The sequence below is a fragment of the Halostagnicola kamekurae genome (genome assembly GCF_900116205.1).
Classification (GTDB): domain Archaea; phylum Halobacteriota; class Halobacteria; order Halobacteriales; family Natrialbaceae; genus Halostagnicola; species Halostagnicola kamekurae.
This window is the reverse complement of record NZ_FOZS01000006.1, coordinates 12,525-28,511: the sequence shown is the minus strand read 5'-3', so window position 1 is coordinate 28,511 and position 15,987 is coordinate 12,525. Positions and strand designations below refer to the sequence as shown.

The window sequence follows — 15,987 nt, the reverse complement described above, 5'->3', positions numbered from 1 at the left end:
TCCTGGAAGCGTTCTATAACAGGTTTAAAATAGCAAGTTGTCCATCAGGGATTCCAAGCTGGTTTCAATTGTAGCGATGTACTCCTCGTAGCTACTCGCCTCGCTTTCCATCTCTGATTCTCTGCCATTTGTAACGTCTGCCCGACCGATTAGCAAGGGACCATAGCTCGCCTGTCCCTGAGTATACTCGTACGTACGTTCAGCAGGGCCTTCATCCGGGTAAAGTAGAATACCTGGCGTCTCGTGGTGGGCTTGGTAAGTAGCTATTTGATACAGATCGTCCCGGGAGACTGAGGAGCTGGTTTTCCACTTTGCGTCGCCGACTGCCAACACTATATCAGGATCATCCTGATCTCGGAAGACCAGATCTGGTTCGAGCTTCCGTTTCTCTGAGTCGTCAGTCGTTCGGGCGAGTTCACCAAGATCGTTTTCAGTTACTTTGACGCCACTATCTGCGAGTACTTCTTGCGTTGCAGTCACGAGCACCGATTCGAATACAGTTGGCATGTCGAAGACGAGAGATGGGAACGGCTTATCAGGCCGCTCAAGCCCTCTAACAACTTCTTCACTGAGGATCAATTCTGCTAACGGAAGGATTCGTTTGTAATGGCTCTGCAAATGGGAGAGTTCAATACTGTCGAGTAGAGTCTGCGATACTGGGACTTCTGAGACTTGCTGTCGTAGCAATTCTCGATAATGCAGCAACTCCGATTGCAACGGAGAGGGCTCGAGCCATCTGCACATTTTGGCAGTCGCTGCAAGAACAACTTGATTCAGCGGAGTATCGTAGGTGAGTTCCGAATACCGGCACTCGAACCGTGTTGGCTGTGGTCCCTGTCGTTGTAGCTGAGTATGGACCTGGAGTTGGCCTCGGAGGTGTTTTTCATCGCTCTCAACCGTGTGATACTCTTGTTGCAGTCCCCGTTTGACGATACGCTGCAGTTCACTCACGAACAGTTGTGCTAACACGCGCTCGAGGTCAGAGCCCGTTTCAAAGCCTGCGTCTTCGGTATCGTAGATTAGCTCCTCATCGATCTCTCCAGTGTAGGCCAGCAGGTACAGCAACTCACAATCGATTTTTGACTGGATAGAGAGAGTCGTGCCGCTCGGCAGGCCGATGATCCCCACGTAGTTTTGCACTGTGATGCGGGCAGTCGTATCGTTACTCGAGACGTTGATCTCGTCCCACTCCGAGCGGAGATACTCGATATCTTGCCGCTCGAGTTCACACGACTTGGGGTCTCCCTCGGTGAGCGAGATCTTTCTGCCAGAGCTATCTAGTTGTGAGTGGGAAGGGCTCTGACTCTGCTGCGTGTCCACCGGACTTCCGACCCGTTCGCTCATTGTTCGTTGAATTCGTGACTGTCAACGAACTGCCCAAGTGTTGTCTCGAGATCATCTACTTCCAGATCCGCGATCTTGTGTTCGTTCAACTCGAAGAGGTTGGAGTCAATTACAGTTTCACTGGATGTTTCCACGTTGATTTCGAAGACCTCGCGTCGGAGCCGGTCGAAATCACCGAAGTAATATTCTTCGAGTAAGGGGAGAATATCGAACTGCCAGGCCGCCACGAGATCGTCCGTTGACTTGATATCGAGGAGGTAAGAGTGGCCGATTTGTTTCCCCTTGTTCAGATCCCTGGACGAGAGGATGTTCTCATTGATGGCTTTCAGGGCCCGAATCGAGAGAGCCAGCAGCGGATAGTGGTCTTCTGCTGCGTCAACTCCTTCTCGACCAGACGTAATGACGTCGTTCGCCAGTGATCCGATCGCCGTTTCGCTATCGAACTCGTATTCGTCAACGAAAACGCTGTAGTCCGGGGGACAGCCGACGAAAGCAAACCGGCGGCGGAGCGCTGCATCCACTTGCGCGATCGATTGATCCGCGGTATTCATCGTCCCGATGATATACAGATTCGGTGGGAGGTCAATAGGGTCGCCAGTATGGGCCCATCGAACGGTAACTGATTCATCTTGATCAAGGCGCTTGTCCATCTCGAGTTGCGTAATTGCCTCGCCAAAGATCTGTGAGAGGTTTCCGCGATTGATCTCGTCGATCAGGAGCACATATCTGGGTGCGGAATCGCGATCAGCGGCCTCGAGATAGCCATTCCGTGCTTGTTTGACGACCTCTTTGAACGTTCCATCTTCATACTCGTATTCGACCAAGTTTTCGTCAGTCGCATTTGCGGTTAACCCCTCCATGAAGTCTTCATACGAGTATGAGGGATGGAATGTAACCGTCTGGAAGCGCTGGTCGGATGGGCGATTGTTCTGCTGGTGAATCCACCAGCGAGCGAATCGGGTTGCAGTGTATGTTTTCCCCGTTCCTGGTGGCCCATACAGGACAAGCTGCCCGTTTCGCTCCAGTTGGTTTGCTAATTTCTTGGCATCGTCTGGTTCGTCCTCGGATAGAGGGAGCATCCCTGGAAACGATTCTGGCGGAGATACTTCCGATAGATGCGGCGCAAGCCGCTGGATCACTGATGAAGTGAACGACTCAACCCCATTCAGAGTTGCAGTCAGATTAGCATAGGAGCCGGACTGGAGCGGGATATCACGCCCCATCGACTCTTCAGCAAGTTCAGAAACATCGCTCCATTGCAGTAGTCCTGCTATTAGCGGCTCAAACTCACTGATGATCTCATCATCTTCGAGAGCGAATACAGGCGTTTCAAGATCCAATTCTTCGACATCACTGGTGACATACATCTCATCGAAGCGGATCAGATATGGGTACTTGAGAGCCTCATCCTCGTCGTACCACCAGCGGTCGGATTTGGTATCTTTCTTGTCAACGATCCCTACCCCGAATATCCCATAGTCAGAGACGGTGACTCCGTCGCCTACTTTGTCTTCCTCCTCTTTGAGGTGGAAGAGGACGAGATCTCCTGGCGAAGTCTCACGCCATTGCTCTCTGAACCGACCGTCGTCCCTGTTGGCGTCCCACAGGTGCATGGCTCCGCGCCGTAGGATTGTCAGCCAGTCACTAGCAGTTACACTAAACCGCCAGACTGAGACGTTCGAATTCTTCTGATGGTGGTCCAGTGCGGGATGCGTCTCGAACGATTTCACTCCAGCTTCCTCGAGGAGATACTCACCAGCGGCTTGTGAGAGATTGAAGAGATATCCCTGATTGATTCCTTCATCGTAAAGCGGATAGTATGTTTCAGTCTGGATGTCGTCGTGAATCAGGTAACTGAACACATCGGCAAGGCGGAGTGGATCATTGAATCGCGTGAGCGAAACCTCTGCATGGCAGTACTCTTCTCCATCGACCGTCTCTATCTGCGGGGATTCGGTAACCTCAGAATAGCCGATAATGTCACCGCTGACGTGGTTGAAAACGATATCCCCTGTCCCTAACTTGCCGATGTCGTGGTTCGGGTTCTCATCTGCGGGAGCACGTAGATACTCCTCCTCAATCTCAGCGGGGTTATTCTTTTGATTCACCCAATAGTATGGCGCCTCCTCCGTCGTTACAGGGCATTCAGTTGTTTCCTCTTCTAAATCGTATTCTCCTTTGTAGTGAGCGTTGAACACGAAATCAGCGACCTCGAGGTCGGTAGCCCAGTCGGGCAGCTCGTGGGTGCAGATATCCTCGGCGGTCTCCCTAAGTCCGAATCCTGAGACTGCTTCTTCGACATCTTCGACAAAATTCTGGTACTCTTCTGGGCTAGCAGTGCTGGAATCTGGCGCTTCATAGCCCAACACAGACATCGCTGTCTCTGATCTCTCGTTCAGAATTGAATATGTGTCTGGCTCAACTGCTGCCAGAAGTTCAGTGGCTTTTGCCCAACCAAATCCGTTCACCTCTGTGACTTGGCCTGGCGCGTCGTTCTCTATTGCCGTTTCGATAGTCTCAGCGATTTCTGATGCGCTGTTTGAATCGAATATCTGATCCAAATCGCTCTGATACATTCGCCGTTGTTGGGAGAAGAAGTGAGATGGATCAAGCAAGTGCTCTAACTCCTCTCTCGTACGCTCTTCTAGGAACTCATCTGCTATTTCTCGTTTCGTCTTTGTCAGTTCCCAGTACGTATGGAGATCCGTGGACTGTTCTTCAGAGACGCGTTTGAGAATTGCTTCAAACTTGTCTTCAGGCAGTAAAGTGATTGGATCCAGATGAGGTCGAGATTGATCTATAAGCGGTTGTGGTGACGATATTCCGAGATCCCTCAGGAGTTCCGTGACAGAGTCAGCAGAAACCGGTTGCCAATCGATTAGATTGACCTTCTTGTATCGACTTCCGTCTCGTAGTTCGCCTTCAATATTCCCAACACGCCCGACTCCGAGGATACAGCCCTCGTCATCAAGAACGGCTGCTCGGCCATCGTTCTCAGCATCTTGAACCTCCGACCAGTGCTCAACAGCAGTTTGCTTAAACTCGAAGAAGTGGTCATCTGTTAGCCCCGCCGCATCATGCGCCTCATAAAATAGGAAATGATGTGATGCGCCCGGTTGAAGATCTTCACCGTTATACTCCTCAAGTCGGTCTAAAAATGTACGCTCCCCGCCAAGGTCCGCGAGGACTTCCTCATCGATTCTGGTTGCGTTCGTACTCTGGGAAGGGAACCAGTCATCGAAATTAAAATCCTCATACGCTTCTCTGATAATCGATTCAAATTCCTCTTGACGCAGTTCGATTTCAGTAATCGGCGTTTCAGAAAACCAGAGATACTCGTAATCGTCGCTGCCCCAGATAGTCTCGGAAAGTTCGGCTCGGAGATCGCGTGGAGCTTCGCCACCAAGCGTATAATCAATTTGCTGGACGTACTGTACGATTGCTGGCTTGCCAGTTCGCATCAAAAAGGAATCGCCAGGGCTGATTTGCCGGAACAGATCGAAATCTTTCTCCTTGGCACCCCAAGCAGTGACCGTTTCTTTCTCGAGGAGGTTTAATAGACGGTCGCTATCGAAATCCATCTGTCCGTCCTCGGAATGGGCCCTGACTGCCGATTGCAGCTCCTCCCGCCGCTGCTCTGAAAAGCAATTCCCTAAACTTTGAGACACGTGCCGATGGAAGGGGTCCTTGTAGCCCCGGGCCATGAAAATAGCCATGTGTAATCTGGCATACGAATAGCCCGTTCATATATTTGGCTCTATATGTCTATGTTAGTTGACTTGCTTCCTATCAAGAGCCCCCGTTGTCCGGTTCGTGAAATGGAACCGCTACTTGGATCAGGAGGTGTCGTAATCTCAGACCTTCGAAATCGTGTCGTTGTGATGATCCAGAAATGCCGCCGAAAGGTCGTGATCGTCGCGAACGGTTAGGGTTGCCCCATCAACGGACTCGTCGTAGGTGTGCGAGATGGTCAGCGTGTCTGGATCGACCTCGAGCATGCCATAGTCGAAGTCTGAGTGATGGTTGGGGCACAGAATCACAATGTTCTCCTCTGCGTCGGGACCTGGATCCGATCCACCAAGCGGTTTGATGTGGTGGGCTTCTGCGTACCTGCTTTCTGGCGCCCGCTGTCGACTCTGATCACAGACCTGACACTTGTAGTCGTACCGCTCTTTCAGGTTCTTCGCCAATGTCGTGTTTCGAACGATACGGCTCACGGTCGTCTCAGTTCGGTCTGGTGGTCGCAGATCCGAGGCCATTTCTTCGCGATCAACAGTCCCCGATCCGGAACCCGGACTCGAAGACGAGGCCTCCGAGGTACTAGCCAACGCAGCTTCGGGAGACGGTTCCGTTTCTTTGGCCCCACTGAAGCTTGCCTCTACGTGGGAGGGGGTCCGCGCTTCAAAGTAGTTCCCCAGGGAGTCGAATCGGCTTCTGATCGCTTGATGAGCCTGATCGTTGAGCGGCATGAACCGCTGCGGATAGTTCGCCTTGTGACCGGCAAACGTCGCGTGGATCTCTTCAGAGTCGATATCGACACGCACTGGCGACTCGAGAAAGATGATATAGTTCCACGGATCACCGGGATCGTTGCCACCAGTCTCGCCAGGTTCGTAATCGGGCCACAGTCTCTCGGCGAGGTCTGGATCCTCAACAGTGCCCGTAACCTTAGTAACATACTCATATTTGTAGTCGCCGACGTAGAAGAGGAGGTAATTCCCTTCCTCGAGTCGCTCCCACAGATGACTGTTCCCCTCCGTCACACCCCATACAGACACCTTTTCGTCCTCCTGAGTCGCCGATGGCCGATGCTCGGACTCAATTTCAACCCCATCAACAACGGTATTCTGGAGGTGTTGGTATGCTCGAGACTTCCCACCCTGCTTGCTACAAGGCGTCAAGAAAATTTCCGTGGACATTGTTTGAAGTAGTAACTAGTTCGGCGGTTAGAGAGTAATAATTACTTCGACATTTTCCTAGCAGTGAGACGGACGTATTGGATCGGTATTATAACACACGAGTGAGGAGAATCGAGTATGCCCGAACCAGAGAATATCTTTTTCGCACCCTGTAGTCGGGAGCAGAAAGAGGGAACCTACAGACATTTCCAGGATACTGTCCTAGATGGTGTCGATCCATCTGCCTACCCTGAAATCCCGGAGTTTGACGACGACGAGATCGCCGTCTGGGGTGTAGTCAGTGGGAATCAATCTGCCTGGGAGCAGATGGAGGCCGGCGACATCCTCCTGTTCTATACGAAACGGAAATCATACACGCACGCTGCGACAGTCCTGGAGACACAAGAAAACGACACACTCGCACAGAAGCTCTGGACGCCATACGATGAAGGACGTCGTGTCGAAGACATCACCGAGGGGTGGCCGTATATTATCTACCTCACCAACGTGAGACGGGTAGATATCCATTCTGAAGCATTCCACGACGATATCGGATGGAGTACGTTCTATCCCCAGAGCTTCACTCGAGTGATTGAGGATCGAGAGGAGCGACTGGTATCGAAATACGGGAGCCTGACCGAAGCGCTTCGACAGCACACTCGGAACGACCTCGGTGAGGCACCCGAAGCAATCACAGAAGAGACGGAAGAACTGCTGATAGAGACCGAGCGTGAACCCCCGGAGTTGACGGAGTCTGAGACAGCGTATACCGAAACGCAGCGCCGGGTTCGGTCGTCTGCATTCCGTGAGGCTGTTCTCGAGGCCTACGACGAGAGTTGCGGTGTCTGCGGTGCACAGCGGTATTCGCCGGCTGGCAATCCCGAGGTCGAAGCTGCTCATATCTATCCGAAGAGTGAGGGCGGGAGCGACGATGTCCGAAACGGACTCGCACTCTGTAAGTTCCACCACTGGGCGTTTGACAACGGCTGGATCTCGATCACTGACGAGCACGAGATTCTCGTCCGAGAGGAATTGGGTGAAGAAACATACGATGAACTCTCCGACTTTGATGGGACGACGCTGTCACTGCCGGAGAAATCAGATCACCATCCCCACCAGATTTTCCTTTGTGAACATCGCCGACTGCACGGGTTTGAAGACGGGAATCTGGAGGAGCCGATAGACGCGAGTTAACGCTGCCACTGACTTAGATCGCGAGCGATCTTGTCTGCTGTCTCAGAGTCGAACCGGGCTTCGTTCTGATCAAGCTTGTCTGCGATTGCCTCTTCGACATCGATATCCAGTTCGTTGGCCATGCTCAGGCAGTAGATCATCACATCGGCCAGTTCTTCACGCGATCGCTCCCGGAGGTCATCATCCTCGAGGATTTGCTCTACCGGAACGTTGTCCTGCCATTGGTAGAGTTCTGCCAACTCACTTGCTTCGACCGAGATTGCCATCGTGAGGTTTTTCGGCGTATGGAACTCCTCCCAGCCGCGGTCTGCGATGAACGCGAGATAGCGGTCCTGTAATTCACCGAGGTTGTTGGTCATGTGCTCGTTATTGAATCAGCCCCTAATGAAAAGCGGGTATTACGTCAAACGCTCTTGTGTAGCACATTGTGATGCGGAGCCGTCCTTCGATTCTGCGGCGAGTACGATAGATCGCGAACTTACATCTCAGTGGCTCTCCCGAACAGACCTTGACTCGAGCCGACGACCGGGATCTGTATCAACAATCTCCCACAGAAGAGCGAGCACCCATAAACGAGAGAACCAGGTGGAGGAGAGTTTCTTACTCAGAATTCAAGCCTCTAGGTGTTCAGAGAATCTCCTCAAATGGATCTCCCCACGTCAATTTGAGTCTCTATCGGGGAATCTTCTTATGTGGGTTGACCGTGAAGTTGCTAGTACAGCGTTGAGATGACCGACCTCACTGATCCACGCCCACCGCTTCCAGAGTGGATTACGGACGTGTACAAGATTTTGTCTACCCACAGTCGCAACACAGCAGTGGAAAGCGGGCAGTCAATTTCGCGAGAACACGCACTCGAGGTCCTTCGTGATTCTGAACAGGTGGACCTCGAAGCCGGAGATGCAACCCATGCACTATCCCGACTGATCGACCGCGGCTACCTCTACGAAGTTACCGGCGAACTCCGTATAACGGAGCCTGAAAACTAAGCAGGCGACCGCCGTCGATTCTACCGAACGAATCTATATCTTCTCGGATCCATTCGTATTGTGAGCAATCCTCTTGTCTTCCTACGACGGACTCGAGGCTACCTGCACCTCAGACTGCGTAACAAGGATCTGGAACTCAGCAACCGAGAATCGAACTTCAAGATCAGCGTCTGCTGACTCAATGAGTCGTTCCAGCGCTTCAATATCGACCCACTGATGGAGTTGATACTCGCCTTGGCTGAGTCCCTCCTCCTCGAGCGCATCGACGAACGGTTCAAGTTGACTGTCACAGTATTGACGAATCCTGTCCACGATTCGAATCATGGTGTTGTTCCGCAGCGGCCGGTCGCGGGTCCAGATCGACACGCCGCTGCAGGAGGCGCTCGATTACGTCGCAGAAGATGCACCGGCCGAACTCATGACCGCCATCGAACCCCTCGCCGACGGGGGCTCGCCAAGAGCACTCGAAACATCCGGATATGTTGTCCATTCGCTGCAAACGGCCCTCTACGACGGACTACTCGCTGGAAGTACTGAGAAAGCGATTGTGACTGCGGTTAATCGTGATGGTGATACTGATACGATCGGTGCTATTGCAGGTGCGGTTGCTGGTGCGCGGTTCGGTGCGTCACAACTCCCTGACTGCTGGCTCTCTGTCATCGATGAAACAGACGAACTCGAAAGGCTTGCAGAAGCCCTTGTTGAGGTGGCGTGATTGATGTACGTACTTGCGTTCGACCGGGATTGGACGGTTAACGTGAATCCACATCCGAATTGAGAGGCAGTACCGTTGGTGTGGGTTCGGTACTGGGCGCATGAGCCGACGACGAGATCTGGGCGATCGGGAATCAAGATCTCGGGATTCCGGGTATCGTCGAAGCCGTTCGGCGATACCACGCTGATGTCGATGTCCTCGGTGAGCAAGATGAGAACGCCAGTATGAATCGTGGCCGTCACGGGAGCGCCGGCTTGTGCTCCTTGCGAACTCTTTCCTGACGAGGGTACCCGTCTGCTTGCAGAACAGGAAGGAGAGTTAGATAGTGGTGATAGTGAGATCATCGAACGGCGGTCCGAGGAGTCGCTCGAGAGTAGCGAGTGACGTCTGTTCATGAGTTAGCGATGGTCTTACGACAGAGAGGAGTACCCACCCACCCCACTGGTTCCGCTGTTAGGAACGAACAACAGCAGACTCCCTTTCGATTGAAAGGGGTCTTTGTTTTTAGTGAAGAACGGCATGCGGATACTGTTTTCGTTCCATTATCTTATATTTATCCTAGCAATCTAGAAATGAGGCGGGTGTAATAGCGGCCGTGCTGTTGAACGTCTTATTGCTAACAGCGGAAGTGGTGGGGTGGGTACCCTCCAATTCGTGCAGGTCAAATCACCCTCTCTAACAGCGGAAGTGGTGGGGTGGAACTATCCGCTCTCCTAATTCATATCGAATGTGAACAGTCACTCCTAACAGCGGAAGCAGTGGGGTTGGGGTGTTACGCGATAGTCCCGATCAGTTCCTTGAGGCCAGCTTTCACACTCGAAGTAGACTGATTCAACTTGTGCTTCTTGAACTTCCCGCCACCTTTCCCACGATTGATCTCCGTCGAATTGATGATCCCGAGCGTCTCGAGTTCGGCTAGATACTCCCGCACTGCCCGATCGGACACCGGGTCCGTCCCCTCCCGGTCACAGAGTTGTTCGTAGGGGCCGCGGATGTCCCGCGTTCGAGCCGGCGTCTCATCTTGTTCCTCGAGAAGCGTCAGCGCCCACAACACGAGCTGGCCGTGGAGCGAATAGTTGCTAATTCCTTCGATCACCTGATCAGTCTGGAGACGTTCACGAGCCTCTCGAACGTGTTCTTCGGAGACCTGTTCGGCGTTCCGTTCGCGAGCGATATCGCCCGTCTCGAGTAACAGATCTAATGCCTGCCGGGCGTCCCCGGAGTCTTTCGCGCCATAGGCCGCACACATTTCGATCACGCCGTCGTCGAGCACGTCATCGTTGAATGCAACTGACACACGTTGTCGGAGGACCTTCATTAGTTCCGTCGCGTCGTAGGCGCTAAAGGAAACCTCCTTCTCGCAGAGACTTGAGCGCACTTTCGAACTGAGTTGATTCCGGAAACTGAGGTCGTTCGAAATCCCGATTACACCCAACCGCGCGGTCGTGATATCGCCGTTTGACCGAGCCCGCGGGAGTTTATAGAGGAGACTGTTGTCTTCGATATGGTCGACCTCGTCGAGTACGACCAAGATCGTTCCGCCGAGCTTGTCAAGTTCGTTGAAGAGAAATTGATAGACAGAGGCTTGTGGATAGCCGGTATTCGATATCTGGTTGGCTGGATCTCGGAGTTCGTTCACCAGAGCGACCGCAGTTTGGTAGCTCGAGTTCAACCCATCACAGTTGATTTCGACGGTGTGGAGGTCTACCCGGTCGACATCGGCGGCGCTGTCCTCGAGTTGATCTAAGAGGAATCGAGTTGCAGCGGTCTTTCCAACACCGCTTTTCCCATAGAGAAAGATGTTCGACGGTGTTTCGGCTTCGATTACCGGTTGCAGGGCTGCGTGATACTGCTGGAGTTCTTGGTCGCGACCGACAAGTGTGTCAGGCGTCCACTCCTCGAGCAACGCGGCCCGCTCTTTGAAGATTCGACCGGTAGGCTCGAAACTGAAGTCGCTCATTGGGTAAGGTATTGGATGACAGAACCTTAACCTTTGGTTCCGCTGCTTCCGCTGAGGGTGATTATTTATATATGTCTAACCCCACTACTTCCGCTGTAATCTGTGGGTTTCTTTACGTCGTTCCGTACGGGTAGTTGATCCAGCAGTGGCTAACCCGGGCTGCCTGCGCAGGTCAGCACGCCCCAGTTTACGGTGATCTATCTTCAATAGCGAGAGAATCCCGTCGTTCACGATGTCCTCAGAAATTATAATGAGTGACGAAAGTTATGGGCATAGAGTAAAATAGTTGAACCGCTCTTGTGGCGGAGATTGTTGATACAGCTTCCCATCGTCGGCTCGAGTCAATATCTGCCCGGCAGAGTCACTGAGATGTAAGTTCGCGATTTATGTACTCGCTGCAGAATCGCAGGGCTGCTCCGTATCAACAATGTGCTACGCAAGAGCGAATACCTTATTTTTGGGTGTGTTCGGGAGTGTCGAGTCCCGAGATATCGTCGGGGTTGCAGATCTCGTAGTTGAGGATCTCAACGACATCGTCGTTGCGCTGGTGCACGCGATCATGAAGGACCTCGTCACCATCGAGTTGGATGCGTTCGACGTCGAACACCTGCCCGTCGTCATCGGTTTCGACCGGGCCGAACGTCCGCCACGCCGTTTGTTTCGTCGTGCCGTCCGCGAAGTGCTTTTGCGTAATCGTCCACCGGTCGTCCCACCGCTCGCTGGCGAACTCCTTCAATCGCTCGAGGTCGTCAGCAGTCATCGGGATCGTCACCCTCCTCGTTATCCTCGTTTTCGCGATCGGTGTTCGAGGCGGCCGGCGTGTCCGGCCAGTCGTCCCGAGCAAATTCGCCGGAATGTTCGTCATTCACATGTTCTGCGACCTCGGCCGTGCCGCCGGCAGTGAATTTGCAATCGTCTGGAGACGGGCACGGGTAGGTCTGGGCTGTTGTATCGCTCATATTTCCTCCATGAGTTGCTCGGTCTTTTCACGTTCGGCCGCAGCCTTCCGGACCGCCTCGATGCCGTCGGTGTTCAGATCAACCAACATCTCATCTTCGCCGCGCTCTTTCGTGATGATCTTCTGGCGCTCGAGTTCCGAGGCGGCTTTCGAGATGGCCGAACGGCGTCTCCACGAGCACGCGGTTGCGGAGTCGGTCACCGGGTCCGAAGCCGAGTCCGACGGGATCTTGGTGGCCGACGGTGGCCAGACGATGTGTCGGACGCCCGGCGTGAACTACGAGCCAGATAGCAGGACAGACGTCGAGGACGTCGTGGCCGACTACGGCTACGACGCCATCGACGCTGGTGTCCACCCGAAACAGGTTGCGGCTGCGTTTCGAGCGGCCGCGGACGAACTCGAGGTATACGCACACGAACGCGAGCAGACCCGTGACGGACCGACGCGGTCCGAGCCCGCGGACTTCGGCGGCGGCGAGTCAACTGGGGTGCAGGAACTATAATGGCGGTTGCGAAGACTACCGGCCTCGAGATCCTTGATGATCGCGACGGCCGCGCGCTCACGACCCCTATGACTGTGATCGAGGACACCGGGATCGTTCGCGACGCCGACGGCATGTTCGAAGTCACGAGCGCAAGCGGGCGCGAGTACATCGTCGATATCGACGCCCCGGCAGACGCTCGATGCAGCTGTGACGATCAAAAACACCGACGCCCAGACGGCGGTTGCAAGCACATTCGTCGGGTTCTGTTCGCCATCGGGGCGAAACCAATCCCGTCGTGGGTCGATCCCAACGCCGTCGACGACCAGTTAGGCGCGTTCGTTTCCTCCGGAAACCCGGTGTGGTCCGAATGAGCGAGTACGCGCTCGATCTGGCGGTGGATCCGATCGGTCGCCGCCGAGATACACGAGGAGACAGACGACGTCAGCTGGTCACATCTTGGACCCCCTGATTTCCGACGGATCTAGGCGACTGCGCTTGCGTCCGCCGATGTCGATCCGTTACTGGTTTGTGGCCGGGGCGGATGGAACGATCTTGAGACGTTTCTTGAGCACTACCGTGGGAGTTACAGCCTCGAAACACAGCAACGGGAGCGGAATAAAGCGGAGTGGTTGTAAGCTGATATCGATTCTCTATCTCCAATCGACTTCACCAGGAAAGGCAATTGAATGGCCTATTCTCTCTTACAAAGAAGACTGTTAGAGAGGTACGTGGGGGAATCAACCCGATTTGTTGTGCAAGTCGATTAAGCGTACTTTCTGGGTATGTATTCGATTGTTCAGCCGTAAATGTAGTAATGTGGCTATTTTGACAATGACTCATTTATCTCCTTAATCAATTTCTCGAATCTTTCTACTGAGCGCTCGTCAAGATTTTCCTCAGTATAGTCCCCTTCAACAAGCTTAGTAACGAAACTATTGGCAATAGTATCCTTTGAGAGATGACTTTTATCAATCTCCCCTCGTCCTTTAAGTTCATTTAGACGTCCTTCAATCGTAGAGACTATGTCGAACTTATCCGCCTCAGGGGGTTCTCCTAACTGATCAAAAGTTGCCGGAGTATGATCTGACACTTCCCGATATAACAACTCAGGTGGAAGCAGATCCTCAATGGTGATTGCGTCAGCTTCCAATTCTCGATCAATAGCATCGCTAACAAAGACGACTTTGTCTGAACTGATACCAGAGTCAATTAGGTTCTCATATTGGTTACTACCACCATTGTCATCATCAAGAAGGATAACAAACTCGAATCCTTCAGCATCAACAAGCTTAGCGAAGTAGACTGCCTTTGAGCCACTGACATCAATGATATTTGTTCCGGGCTTCAGCGACAGTTTTCTGTCCCCGGCAAAGAAGTCTGAAAAGCCCTCCAAATAGTACTTATCACTGACTCCTTCCACGAGTACCGTTGCTGAACCAGTAAATAAAGATTCAGCCATTGTTGCACCTAAACTCGTTCGAACCGGTGCTAGTGCATCCCTGTCCACAGGATCAGGCGCCTCTAACAATGAATATACTTGTGTCCCGTTGGAACTCTCTCGCTTGAGGAGTCGGATGTTATCTATTTCATTAGATTCGAGGAGAAATGGAGAGTGAGTGCTGTAGACTAGTTGTGTTTCTTCACCAAAACTATCTAATGATTCCCGAAGACGTTTGAGGCCATACGGGTGAAGATGTACTCCTGGGTCATCCAAAAGAAGGATATTCTTATCAACTTTTGAATTCTCGCCTGCTAATATACTGAGATAGAAAGACAAAAACCAACGAAATCCAGTGCTCCGATCACTAGGAACAGTGTGCTCGCCTGTCTCGTCGTATATCTGTAACCCTACTTGAGAACTTGTTAATTCAATTTGAACCTCTATTTCCCCTTGGACCCAATGTCTGTTCAGATCATTATTCAACCTTTCCTCAACTTCTTGTCGACGTCGATGAGTTTCTCCTGGATCTATATGTTCTAATTCATCTGGAGTGAGTTTAGCATACTCTAGTAAATCTACGTATGGGCCAGTATAGCTCTCATCTTGAATTGAATCCAACCCGACTGAATCTGGAAACAATCCAAAATCCGTTAAATAGGTGAATAGGGATAATTCTTTTAAAGGATTGTTCCTTAATCTCAGTAGGTTCTTTTGAACACTAGTTAGGGATTTTAGTCGTATAGTAGATTCTTCAATTTCAACCATTTTCTGATCATCTTCGATAAACTGGCTATGTTGCTCCATAGATCTAAAGGCCTCCTCAGATAATTCATCAATAGACTCAAAATCATCTAAGGAAGCTCTACTAAATCGGTTATTTGATTGAAGTATATCCTGGATCTGTTTACTTATATTCGAATATAAATCATGTTGAGAAAGATGCCCCAATTCCCTCAATTCTTCAGATAAGTCACCAATTTTATCATTCATGTCCCGGAATTGGCTCCTCATCTGCTGTTCTATTGAAATTTCAGAGCCATCATACTTAATTGCATAATCTCCGTTAAAATATTTTATTAGAGTAGCTGTAGTAGACATAGAGTCTGGGTGAGAAATCTTCGAAAAAGCAGGAGCAAACGGTGCCTCCTCCACACTTAGATCTTCAAAGGTGACTGTTACAACCGGGGTTGGGGAATCTTTGTTAGAGTCTGGGACATAGTTGCTTAACTCGCGCTCCTTATAGTCTCTCTGGACGTTGAACGAAGATAATGCATCAAGAATATTTGTCTTCCCTGCCTCATTTGGTCCGACAATTTTTGTTACGTTCTCCTCCAGTGATACTGTACCTGAATCGATGATTGATCTATAATTCTGAATGCGAAACGATTTGACCCTCACCATAGTCTAATACTGCTTACTAAGACATAGAAATAAGCCTAGGTAGTTAGATTCTCTGTTAGGTATGTCCCTAAGGGAGCCCTCATCAAAGCGCATTCCTATATCTGTGGGCAGAACCCCACGGGGGTGGGCACCGGTTCTATGCAGAAAGAAGCACTTTTTGCTGGAAAATACCCCTCTCTGAATAGTGTTACCACTAGCAAGATAGTTTCAGCGGAAGTGCTGTCACGCAACGGATGCAAAGAACTTGGTATTAGTCTAGTTGATCGATTGGAGCCCAAAGTCGATTTCCTTCTTGTACGAATTTTGGCTATCCGATAGCGATCCTCGGGCATGTCAACCGCAGTCCAAAGATTGTACTCTTCACGGATCTTTTTTCGCCGGATGTCATCCACAACGTCGAACTCTAAGCGGAGTGCGTCTCCATCACGATCTTGATCGGAGTCTTCAGCTTGGAAGTATACATCTGTGACGTAGGTGTCTATTCCTGATTGGAGTGGAAGACCAGCGTCGGCGAGTACGCTAAGAAGCGTCTCTTCGTGATTGATTCCGATCTTCCAGCTGACACGTATTGCGAGGTCTATCACGTTCAACTCTCGGAGGAAG

At 51.7% G+C, this 15,987-nt stretch carries 14 protein-coding genes and 1 pseudogene; 5 read left to right on the top strand and 10 right to left on the bottom strand.

Translation table 11 applies throughout. The features are described 5' to 3' along the window. Window positions 1–24: 24 nt before the first annotated feature. From BM348_RS18920 to BM348_RS21710, 3 genes are all read right to left on the bottom strand, one after another. On the bottom strand, window positions 25–1,344 hold the full coding sequence (locus BM348_RS18920) for an McrC family protein (RefSeq protein WP_092907445.1): 1,320 nt from the start codon (window positions 1,342–1,344) through the stop codon (window positions 25–27). Beyond that, on the bottom strand, window positions 1,341–4,925 hold the full coding sequence (locus BM348_RS18915; protein WP_175507260.1) for an McrB family protein: 3,585 nt from the start codon (window positions 4,923–4,925) through the stop codon (window positions 1,341–1,343). The genes BM348_RS18920 and BM348_RS18915 overlap by 4 nt, the downstream gene beginning before the upstream one ends. 273 nt (window positions 4,926–5,198) lie before the next feature. Then, the gene (locus BM348_RS21710; RefSeq protein ID WP_217642044.1) at window positions 5,199–6,263 is read right to left on the bottom strand and encodes an HNH endonuclease; all 1,065 of its coding nucleotides are present in this window, start codon (window positions 6,261–6,263) and stop codon (window positions 5,199–5,201) included. A gap of 117 nt (window positions 6,264–6,380) precedes the next feature. On the opposite strand from BM348_RS21710, the gene BM348_RS18905 reads away from it, so the two are divergent. Continuing rightward, window positions 6,381–7,436, top strand: coding sequence for an HNH endonuclease (locus tag BM348_RS18905; RefSeq protein ID WP_092907441.1), 1,056 nt, complete (start codon window positions 6,381–6,383; stop codon window positions 7,434–7,436). On the opposite strand, the gene BM348_RS18900 is transcribed toward BM348_RS18905, so the two are convergent. Continuing rightward, the gene (locus BM348_RS18900; protein WP_092907439.1) at window positions 7,433–7,795 is read right to left on the bottom strand and encodes a nucleotide pyrophosphohydrolase; all 363 of its coding nucleotides are present in this window, start codon (window positions 7,793–7,795) and stop codon (window positions 7,433–7,435) included. The two genes, BM348_RS18905 and BM348_RS18900, sit on opposite strands and share 4 nt — an antisense overlap. 369 nt (window positions 7,796–8,164) lie before the next feature. Between BM348_RS18900 and BM348_RS18895 the strand changes: the two genes are divergently transcribed. Continuing rightward, the gene (locus tag BM348_RS18895) at window positions 8,165–8,425 is read left to right on the top strand and encodes a hypothetical protein (RefSeq protein ID WP_092907437.1); all 261 of its coding nucleotides are present in this window, start codon (window positions 8,165–8,167) and stop codon (window positions 8,423–8,425) included. Window positions 8,426–8,506: 81 nt separating this feature from the next. Here BM348_RS18895 and BM348_RS18890 read toward each other — a convergent pair whose 3' ends face one another. Then, window positions 8,507–8,749, bottom strand: coding sequence for a HalOD1 output domain-containing protein (locus BM348_RS18890; protein WP_092907435.1), 243 nt, complete (start codon window positions 8,747–8,749; stop codon window positions 8,507–8,509). Between the two features lie 37 nt (window positions 8,750–8,786). On the opposite strand from BM348_RS18890, the pseudogene BM348_RS18885 reads away from it, so the two are divergent. Continuing rightward, a pseudogene (locus tag BM348_RS18885) lies at window positions 8,787–9,140 on the top strand (ADP-ribosylglycohydrolase family protein); the annotation flags it as partial. Window positions 9,141–9,912: 772 nt separating this feature from the next. Here BM348_RS18885 and BM348_RS18875 read toward each other — a convergent pair. The 3 genes from BM348_RS18875 to BM348_RS18865 all read right to left on the bottom strand — a co-directional run bounded on the left by BM348_RS18875 (window position 9,913) and on the right by BM348_RS18865 (window position 12,059). Then, the gene (locus BM348_RS18875) at window positions 9,913–11,100 is read right to left on the bottom strand and encodes an orc1/cdc6 family replication initiation protein (protein ID WP_092907431.1); all 1,188 of its coding nucleotides are present in this window, start codon (window positions 11,098–11,100) and stop codon (window positions 9,913–9,915) included. Between the two features lie 451 nt (window positions 11,101–11,551). After that, window positions 11,552–11,860, bottom strand: a complete 309-nt coding sequence (locus tag BM348_RS18870) for a hypothetical protein (RefSeq protein WP_092907429.1) — start codon at window positions 11,858–11,860, stop codon at window positions 11,552–11,554. Then, entirely contained in the window at window positions 11,850–12,059 is a 210-nt protein-coding gene (locus tag BM348_RS18865) for a hypothetical protein (protein WP_092907427.1), read from the bottom strand. Before BM348_RS18865 ends, BM348_RS18870 begins: the two co-directional genes overlap by 11 nt. 114 nt (window positions 12,060–12,173) lie before the next feature. Between BM348_RS18865 and BM348_RS18860 the strand changes: the two genes are divergently transcribed. Together BM348_RS18860 and BM348_RS21705 are read left to right on the top strand one after the other, a co-directional pair. Beyond that, window positions 12,174–12,560, top strand: a complete 387-nt coding sequence (locus BM348_RS18860) for a hypothetical protein (protein ID WP_092907424.1) — start codon at window positions 12,174–12,176, stop codon at window positions 12,558–12,560. Beyond that, on the top strand, window positions 12,560–12,913 hold the full coding sequence (locus BM348_RS21705; protein ID WP_217642046.1) for an SWIM zinc finger family protein: 354 nt from the start codon (window positions 12,560–12,562) through the stop codon (window positions 12,911–12,913). The genes BM348_RS18860 and BM348_RS21705 overlap by 1 nt, the downstream gene beginning before the upstream one ends. 449 nt (window positions 12,914–13,362) lie before the next feature. Here the strand turns inward: BM348_RS21705 and BM348_RS18845 are convergent, their stop codons facing one another. Continuing rightward, window positions 13,363–15,384: an AAA family ATPase gene (locus BM348_RS18845; protein ID WP_092907421.1), complete on the bottom strand. Its 2,022-nt coding sequence runs from the start codon at window positions 15,382–15,384 to the stop codon at window positions 13,363–13,365. Between the two features lie 95 nt (window positions 15,385–15,479). Next, window positions 15,480–15,968, bottom strand: coding sequence for a hypothetical protein (locus BM348_RS20860; RefSeq protein ID WP_139231246.1), 489 nt, complete (start codon window positions 15,966–15,968; stop codon window positions 15,480–15,482). Between the last annotated feature and the right edge of the window lie 19 nt (window positions 15,969–15,987).

Bases quoted from the DNA above. Each gene is read 5' to 3' on its own strand.
- BM348_RS18915 (WP_175507260.1), bottom strand. From the start codon at position 4,925: ATGGATTTCGATAGCGACCGTCTATTAAACCTCCTCGAGAAAGAAACG.
- BM348_RS18895 (WP_092907437.1), top strand. From the start codon at position 8,165: ATGACCGACCTCACTGATCCACGCCCACCGCTTCCAGAGTGGATTACG.
- BM348_RS18860 (WP_092907424.1), top strand. From the start codon at position 12,174: ATGATCTTCTGGCGCTCGAGTTCCGAGGCGGCTTTCGAGATGGCCGAA.
- BM348_RS18920 (WP_092907445.1), bottom strand. From the start codon at position 1,344: ATGAGCGAACGGGTCGGAAGTCCGGTGGACACGCAGCAGAGTCAGAGC.
- BM348_RS21705 (WP_217642046.1), top strand. From the start codon at position 12,560: ATGGCGGTTGCGAAGACTACCGGCCTCGAGATCCTTGATGATCGCGAC.
- BM348_RS18890 (WP_092907435.1), bottom strand. From the start codon at position 8,749: ATGATTCGAATCGTGGACAGGATTCGTCAATACTGTGACAGTCAACTT.
- BM348_RS18905 (WP_092907441.1), top strand. From the start codon at position 6,381: ATGCCCGAACCAGAGAATATCTTTTTCGCACCCTGTAGTCGGGAGCAG.
- BM348_RS18845 (WP_092907421.1), bottom strand. From the start codon at position 15,384: ATGGTGAGGGTCAAATCGTTTCGCATTCAGAATTATAGATCAATCATC.
- BM348_RS18900 (WP_092907439.1), bottom strand. From the start codon at position 7,795: ATGACCAACAACCTCGGTGAATTACAGGACCGCTATCTCGCGTTCATC.
- BM348_RS18875 (WP_092907431.1), bottom strand. From the start codon at position 11,100: ATGAGCGACTTCAGTTTCGAGCCTACCGGTCGAATCTTCAAAGAGCGG.
- BM348_RS18865 (WP_092907427.1), bottom strand. From the start codon at position 12,059: ATGAGCGATACAACAGCCCAGACCTACCCGTGCCCGTCTCCAGACGAT.
- BM348_RS18870 (WP_092907429.1), bottom strand. From the start codon at position 11,860: ATGACTGCTGACGACCTCGAGCGATTGAAGGAGTTCGCCAGCGAGCGG.
- BM348_RS21710 (WP_217642044.1), bottom strand. From the start codon at position 6,263: ATGTCCACGGAAATTTTCTTGACGCCTTGTAGCAAGCAGGGTGGGAAG.